Raw genomic sequence first — 8,083 nt, 5'->3', positions numbered from 1 at the left:
TGACCACGCGGCCGGCGAAATGGCGTTGAAAGAAGCCCTTGTCGTCGCGCTGGACGCAGGCTCGCAGGTCGGCCAACGAATAGGTCTGGATATCACTGGCGCCGCCATCGAAATTCAGCGTCAGCGTGTTTGCAACCGCACTCGGAATACGATAGCCGGCGAGCGTGACACTGCCGTCGCCGGCGAACAGAGGTTCGGCGTTTTGCGCGCGCGCCGCCAGCTCCAGCGCCATCGACGGCACGACCGTGCCGTTGCCCGAAAACGTCAGCGGCACGCGCCGCACCACCTCGTCGGGATCGGTGTAAACGTTGAGCGCGCGGATATTCTTGGCCTGACCGACCGCGATGCGTTGTCCGGGCGAAGGCTCGTTCGCCCCTTCGGCGTGCAGAATTTCGCCGAGCACGACCTTGCCGGCGATAGCCCCTGCCCTCAGAGATAACAGGAAGGGGCGATCGAAGCCGCGCATCCTCAATCCCAGAGACGTATCGCCGAAGGGGATTTCGGATTGCTCGATCGAATTGGGAAGCACAAGGTCGAAGCCTGTCAACCTGGCTCCGCCGTCAAGCACCGCGCTCAGCACGCGGCCGATTTCCGTGGTCCAGGTCGCTGTCGGCGAATCCTTGAACGGCGGGGTCTGGTATGTCTCCTCATCAATCACGATCACCGCGACCGGAAATATCGCGGGGTCGCGGCGCGGGCCGAATGCCCGCCAGCGCAGCGCGGTAAGGATGTCGATCGACCAGCCATGCAGCAGATCGAACGGAGGAAGCGCGGACGCAAGCCCGCTGAGCAAGGCGATCACCACGATCACGGTCGCCTTCCGCCGGAAGGTTTGGCTCAAGACGTTTCCCATGAGACGCACGTCATGGCCTCGCCGCTTCCTTCTATTGCAGCGGGACCAAGCGGCCAATCACGGGGCCGGGCCCAGGCTCGGCCTGGGCATCGACCAGGAAAACGACCCGTCGCGACTTCAGCATCGCCGAATATGTGCCGCCCGGTTTCAGCGCGACCTTCGCCCTGGCAAAGTCATAGAACTTGCCACGCGTCAGGGACGCGGGCGTCAGGTCGATCTCATAGCGCTCGCCTTTGACGTCGAGCCGTTCGACGACCAGCTTGCCGCGGCCGGATGCCGCGATGATCGGCGACAGTCCGTGGAGCACGAGCGGCGGCGGATCCGGTTCGTTGAGACCGCGCACCAATGCCGCGGCGCTCTCGCCCGTCTCGTGGCCGATATGCTGCGACTGGCTCGGGTCGCACGCCACCTTGTCGGCCCTGAACTCGGCAAGGTGAACCGCGCTCTGCTCGGTCCCCACGATCACGGTGCCGATCCCCGAGATAATTTCGCGCCAGCAGGATTTCATGTAGTCGAGCACAACCACGCCGCCGGTCCCGAGCTTGATGAGCTGGCCGGGAACGACATAGTCCATCAACTCCGCGCCCGAGACCTTGCCTCGCACGTCCTCGACGACGGCAACAGGTGCCTGCGCTTGGGCCGCGCCGATCAATCCGAGAAAGCCAATAATCGCGGCACACACGCGTTTCATTTGAAAGACCCCGGTGAAATCGGCCCTCGCCATGGCATATCGGGCGGCGACCTGCCGACAGGACAGCCAGCGTCGGACCATGCCGAACATCATGAGCCATATCACACACGGCTCACACACGGCCAACTTATTGGCCGCGCGGTCACGGCCGCAAAGACCCTCCGGCGCTGTTTCGGGCCACATCTGTTGCAAACGGATGACGGCTGCGGCGCAAATTACCTCCGCGCGTCATATGCAGCCGGTGCCACGACGACGCCTTTGTCCTTGGGCCAGTGCAGTCGCCATGCCAACGAAATATCCGTAACCGCGCCGGGCTTGGCCTCAAACGCCCATTCCACCACTCCGCACCGGTCGCGCACATGTTCAGAGACCACAAACGACCACTCCGCCCCTCTTGCGATCGAGAAAATGCAAGCGGCGGCGTTTGGAATATCAGCAGCCTTCAAATGCCAGCACGTCAGCCTGTCTCTCCTCATCACGCGGTTGGGCGGCGTCGTCAAACAGCATCATTCAAGCTCGATCGGATCGAACTTGCCATCCTTGTCCAGTTCCGTTCCCCAGACCTTGTGCAAGGCCTGATGCTCGCCACGGCTGAAGCTGATCGGTACACCGAGACCTAGATCAAGATTGCGGGTGTTCTCGAGCATGTCCACCACCCTTTCGGTATCGATTTGCGGACCGCATCGCCTGAGCGCGTCGATCAGGATGTTGGCCGCGATGAAACCTTCAAACGAGAGGTAGTCCGGAGTCACGCCGGGAAAGTATTTCCCCAGCGCGGTCTTGAAGTCGAGCACCTCGCTCGAATAGCCCGACACGGCGGGGACCGCCTGGGTCACGATGATGTTCTCCATAAAACGCGGTCCCAGCAGCTTCAGCTCTTCGGCCAGCGCAGTGGCGCCCGCGACCGACATGTTCGTGTAGATCATGCCCGGGAACAGGTCGCGAGTCTTTTCGATGAACTTCGCCGCCGGCCGCGTGGTCGCCGTCATGACCACCGCGCGGATCGGGACCTTCTGCTGCCTGAGCTGATTGACCGCCTCGTCGACGTCGAGTGTATTGCGGGGATAGGTCAGCCGCAAGATGGACTCATCGTTCGCGCCCATCGCGCGAAATGCCCTTGCGACACCGGCAAATCCCTGGTCGCCAAACGCGTCATTCTCGCCGAACGCGGCGATCTGGTTCGGTTTCAGTCTGCGTATCTTCAAGAGATAACGCACCGCGGCGTCGGCCTCCTCCATGAAACTCGGCCGGTAATTGAAGACGTAGCGATCGGGAGGATCGTGCCGCACCACGGAGCCTCCGGTGAAAGGCGCGAAGAACAGCGCCCGGTGCTCGAGCGCGAAGGGCACCGATACATCCGCGGTCGGCGTACCGAGATTGCCCAAATAACCGAACACCTGATCCTTGTCCCAGAGCTGCTTCATGGCGCCGAGCGTCCGCGACGGCTCGAAGCCGTCGTCGGCCGGAATCAGCTTGAGCATCCTGCCATTCACGCCGCCGGCGTCGTTCACCTTGGCAAAGGCGACGTCGATACCCTGCTTGTAGTTCTGGCCATTTTCCTTGGCACTGCCGCTGTATGGAATGACGATGCCGAAACGAATTTCGTGATCGGTCACGCCGTGCACGTCGGGCGCAGGAAGGGGCTGCGTCGGCGCGACCGCGGCGTTGGCCGCCGAGGGCGAAATGGCGTCGGCGAGCGACGACGAAGGCCGCGCCGGAGGGGGCGCGGGCGCCACATTGATGGTTCGTTCGAGATCGGCAATCTGGCGCTCCGCCGCCGTACAATCCGTCCTTCCGGTGTTGACCAGGTCGCGGCCATCGGCGACGTAGCGGTCGAAAAGCCGCCCGAGATCACCGCGCTCGGCGTCGTCATTCGAGGCTTCCCGGATCACGGCCCGAAACTTGTCGACGATCAACTGGGCACGAGGCGGCGCAACGTTCGGGCAGGCCTGCGCCGAACCAATGATCGGTCCAACGCGGCTTGCGAGGTCACGTACGACGCTGACATTGTCGGCGGATGCCGGGCCCGCGGTTGCGAGCAACGCGCCAAACAGGATCGGAGTCCAGCAGGAATTCAGACAGGCGCGACGCGACAGGCTTGGTTTGTTGCACTGATTCAACATGTACTTGCCCCACCCCGCTCGTTGCTGTTGCTACGTGTTGCTCTTCGTTATTGAATGTTTCCGTCGAACCGCTCTTTTAGGGCCACGACGATATGAACCGTCGCGGCAGTTGTCGGAGGGCTCGACATCGCCTTGCGCGGTCGGCTTGCCGAACGAGGCGAGCCGCGGCTGGAATTGCACGTTCGCCGGTTTGGCTGGGGCGTTTGGCGCTCGCGCGGCAGCGCAGCGCGGGCTTTCGAGGCGAGTCGGCACGACCCGGCGGCTGGGTCGCCAGCCACGCGCACGACACTGTTTTCGGGATCCTCGACACGTGACCATCGCGTCTCCGACCTTCATGCACTCCATGCGTGCACAACGAAATGCACTATCGCCGGCGCCGTTGCTCTGTTTCAGCACTCATTAGTTGCATCTCAAGCACGCAATTGTGCAGATAAAGGGGCAACGCTCTCCAATCGCAGAACACCAAGGCACAAAAGCAGACAAAATTTGTCTCGAACTGGGACGCGACACGGCGAGCATAACATTGGAGCAGATCTCGCCAGGGATCCGGGTTATCTCGGCGCGACAAGTCGAGCGCCGGGATGAGGACCGATCGATCGGGGTAACCGGAAGGCAGGCCGCCGCGACGGCGCGCACCGCAGAAAACAGTCGTTCAGACTGCGAGCACCCGATCTCCCCCTCCTGGCCGGCAAAAGGGAAGCGACCGCGTTTGGACCACCAGCGCCGTTAAATGCCCGCTTTGGCCAGGATTCAGCACGCCTTCGGCGCCGTGGTCGGGCCGGATCATTCAAGCTCGATCGGCTGGAATTTTCCGTCCTTGTCCAGCTGCGTTCCCCAGACCTTGTGCATAGCCTGGTGGTCGCTGCGGCCGAAATTGATCGGTGCACCAAGGCCGAGATCCAGATTGCGCGTGTTCTCGAGCGCCTCAACGAGCTTTTCGCTATCGACCTGCCGACCGCATCGCCTGAGCGCGTCGATCAGGACGTTGGCCGCGATGAAACCTTCAAGCGAGATGTAGTCCGGAGTCTCGCCCGGAGCGTATTTCGCCAGCGCGGTCTTGAACTCGAGCACCTCGCTCGAATAGCCCGCCACGGCCGGGACCGACTGGGTCACGATGACGTTTTCGCCAAAGCGCGGTCCCAGCAGCTTCAGCTCTTCGGCGAACGCAGTGGCGCCGACGATCGACATGTTCGTGTAGATCATGCCCGGGAACAGGTCGCGAGTCTTTTCGATGAACTTGGCCGCCGGCCGCGTGGTCGCCGTCATCGCCACCGCGCGGATCGGAACCTTCTGCTGCCTGAGCTGATTGACCGCATCGTCCACGTCGAGCGTATTACGGTTATAGGTCAGTCGCAGGATGGAAGAATCGTTCAGGCCAATGGCGCGAAAGGCCTTCGCGACACCGGCAAAGCCCTGGTCGCCGAGCGAGTCATTCTCGCCGAAGGCGGCGATCTGGTTCGGTCTCAGCTTGCGCATCTTCAAAAGATAACGCACCGCGGCATCGCCTTCTTCGACAAAGCTTGGCCGGTAGTTGAACACATAGCGATCAGGAGGATCGTGCCGCAGCACGCTGCCGCCGGTGAACCCGGCGTAGAACAACGCCCGGTGATCGAGCGCGAAGGGCACCGATACCTCAGCGGTCGGCGTACCGAGGTTGCCCACATAGCCGAACACCTGATCCTTGTCCCAGAGCTGCTTCATGGCGCCCAGCGTCCGCGACGGCTCGAAGCCGTCGTCGGCCGGGATCAGCTTGAGCATCCTGCCATTGACGCCGCCGCCGTCGTTCGCCTTGGCGAACGCGACTTCGAAGCCAAGCTTGTAGCTCTGGCCGTTTTCTTTCGCGCTGCCGGTGTATGGAATGACCATCCCGAAACGGATTTCACGATCGGTCACGCCATGCACGTCGCCCTGAGGAACAGGCTCGGTCGGCACGACGGCGGCGTTGGCCGCCGCGGGGGCAATGGCATCGGCGAGCGACGACGCGGCCCCGGATGGAGGGGGCACGATATTGATGGTTCGTTCAAGATCGGCAATCTGGCTTTCCGCCGCTGTGCAAACCGTCCTCCCGGTGCTGACCAGGCTGCGGCCATCGCCGAGGTAGTGTTCGAAAAGCCGTGAGAGGTCGCCGCGCACGGCGTCGTCATTCGAGACTTCCCGGATCACGGACTGAAACTTGTCGACGATCAACTGGACGCGCGACGGCGCGACGTTCGGGCAGGCTTGCGCCGAACCGACGATCGGTCCAACGCGGCTTGCCAGATCGCGGACGACGCTGAGGTCGTCAGCGGACGCCGTGCCCGTGCCTGCCAGCAAGGCGCCAAACAGGACGGGAGTCCAGCGGGAGTTCAGCCAGGAGCGACGCAACAGCGTCGAATTGATCCACCAGTTCAGCATGTACCGCACCACTTTTTTCTTGCCATTTTTTTCTTGCCACTTTTTTCTTGCCAGTTTTCTTGTTCTCTTCCCTGTCGGGCGTTCTTGCGCCCAACAGGTCTTCAGCCGCCACGGCATGAGCCCTCGCAGCAGCAGATCGGATGGGTCAAAATCAGCCTGAGCAGCCCGCTTGCTGGACGACGCGAGCAACCGCCGGAGCTTGGGCACGCACCAGCGATCCACCCGAATTGATGATGATGGGCCTTCTTATGGGCCTTCGAGTTGAAGCGCGGGTTGAACGGAATCGGCTGGACAGTGCCCGCCGCGAGCGCGGATCGTCTTTGGAGCGTCTCCGGCCCTTTTCACAGCCGGCGCCGGGCGTCATGGAATGCAACCATGCCGGAGCGCCGTTGGTTTTTTTCAACACGCATGGATGGTCTATCGCACCCCATCGTGCAGATAAAGGGTCGTACTCGCCCACAACCGCTCAATATGGCAGCACAGGAGTAACGAAAATTTGCCTCGAATTGAAATCGCGCGATGATCTTGGTGGCGCTGAATGGATTCCATGATTCGCGGGAGCGGCCACATGCGGATCGCGCATCGATTGATGCCGACTACGTATTGTCTGGATGCACGGGCCTCGCGCCGAGCGAAACGCCCCCCTGCGCTGGCTTGATCGGCCACACGCAGACCGCCGCCGTTCGGCGGGCGGTCACGATCTTCGACAGACGGAAATAGTCTGACGCCGTCGGCAACACTGACGAGGGTCTAGAACACGAGCGCCTTGGCCTGTTTCACCTGCGGCAGCGCCTGCACCTTGGCGAGCACGTCCGCCGGCACCGCGCCGTCGACCTCGACCAGCGCGATGGCGTCGCCACCCTGCTTGACGCGGCCGAGATGGAAGGTCGCGATGTTGAGCCTGGCATCGCCGAGCAGGCTTGCGAACCGGCCGATGAAGCCCGGCTTGTCCTCGTTGGTCACATAGATCATCGACTTGCCGAATTCGGCATCGACCCGGATGCCCTTGATGTCGACCAGCCGCGGCTTGCCGTCGGCATAGACCGTGCCGGACACCGAACGCTCCTGCCGTTCGGTGATGACAGTGACCGTGATCAGGCTTTCGTAATCGCTCTGCGCCGCGCGCACCACCTCGTCGACCACCATGCCGCGCTCCTTGGCGACGACGGGGGCGGAGACGACATTGATGTCACCCAGCATCGGCCGAAGCAGGCCCGACAGCACCGCCGAGGTCAGTGCCTTGATCTTCATCTCGGCGACGTGGCCCTCATAGGTGATCTGCACCTTCGTGATGCCGGACTCGGTGAGCTGGCCGGCGAACGAGCCGAGCTTTTCGGCCAGTTCGATGAACGGCTTCAGCTTCGGCGCCTCTTCCGCCGTGATCGAAGGGAAGTTGACTGCATTCGAGATCGCGCCGCTCAAGAGATAGTCCGACATCTGTTCGGCGACCTGAAGCGCGACATTCTCCTGCGCTTCCGTTGTGGATGCGCCGAGATGCGGCGTGCAGATCACATTGGGATGGCCGAACAGCACGTTCTTGGTGGCGGGCTCCTCCACGAACACGTCGAAGGCCGCGCCCGCGACCTGCTTGGCGTCGAGCGCATCGACCAACGCCTGCTCGTCGACCAGGCCTCCGCGCGCGCAATTGATGATGCGCACGCCCGGCTTCATCCTGGCGAGGGCTTCGGCATCGATGATGTTCCTGGTCTTGTCGGTCAGCGGGGTGTGCAGCGTGATGAAATCGGCGCGCTTGAACAATTCGTCGAGTTCGACCTTCTCGACCCCGATATCCCTGGCGCGTTCAGGCGACAGGAACGGGTCGAAAGCGATCACGCGCATGCGCAAGCCCTGCGCGCGGTCGGCGACGATGGAGCCGATATTGCCGCAACCGATGACGCCGAGCACCTTGCCGGTGATCTCGACGCCCATGAAGCGGTTCTTTTCCCACTTTCCAGCTTGCGTCGAGGCGTCGGCCTGCGGGATCTCGCGCGCCAAGGCCAGCATCAAGGTGATGGCGTGTTC

The 8,083-nt window shown here is 62.6% G+C and carries 5 protein-coding genes; all 5 read right to left on the bottom strand.

From position 1 onward, the window contains the following. Positions 1 to 841: CHASE2 domain-containing protein (locus WCB02_RS09195; RefSeq protein ID WP_423957678.1), on the bottom strand; the 841-nt coding region annotated here is incomplete at its 3' end. A 43-nt stretch (positions 842 to 884) separates the two neighbouring features. Next, on the bottom strand, positions 885 to 1,544 hold the full coding sequence (locus WCB02_RS09190; RefSeq protein WP_423957676.1) for a hypothetical protein: 660 nt from the start codon (positions 1,542 to 1,544) through the stop codon (positions 885 to 887). Positions 1,545 to 2,050: 506 nt separating this feature from the next. Continuing rightward, positions 2,051 to 3,667: an ABC transporter substrate-binding protein gene (locus WCB02_RS09185; RefSeq protein ID WP_423957674.1), complete on the bottom strand. Its 1,617-nt coding sequence runs from the start codon at positions 3,665 to 3,667 to the stop codon at positions 2,051 to 2,053. A gap of 783 nt (positions 3,668 to 4,450) precedes the next feature. Then, a complete protein-coding gene (locus WCB02_RS09180; RefSeq protein ID WP_423957679.1) occupies positions 4,451 to 6,061 on the bottom strand; it encodes an ABC transporter substrate-binding protein in 1,611 nt (536 codons plus the stop codon). Positions 6,062 to 6,811: 750 nt separating this feature from the next. After that, positions 6,812 to 8,083 (bottom strand): phosphoglycerate dehydrogenase (gene serA / locus WCB02_RS09175; protein WP_423957671.1); only part of this gene is annotated, 1,272 nt, incomplete at its 5' end.

It is taken from the genome of Bradyrhizobium sp., assembly GCF_049581145.1.
In the GTDB taxonomy this organism is placed as follows: domain Bacteria; phylum Pseudomonadota; class Alphaproteobacteria; order Rhizobiales; family Xanthobacteraceae; genus Bradyrhizobium.
Note: the sequence above shows the minus strand (reverse complement) of the source record. Positions and strands in the feature narration are given on the sequence as shown.

Bases quoted from the DNA above. Each gene is read 5' to 3' on its own strand.
- WCB02_RS09190 (WP_423957676.1), bottom strand. From the start codon at position 1,544: ATGAAACGCGTGTGTGCCGCGATTATTGGCTTTCTCGGATTGATCGGC.
- WCB02_RS09185 (WP_423957674.1), bottom strand. From the start codon at position 3,667: ATGTTGAATCAGTGCAACAAACCAAGCCTGTCGCGTCGCGCCTGTCTG.
- WCB02_RS09180 (WP_423957679.1), bottom strand. From the start codon at position 6,061: ATGCTGAACTGGTGGATCAATTCGACGCTGTTGCGTCGCTCCTGGCTG.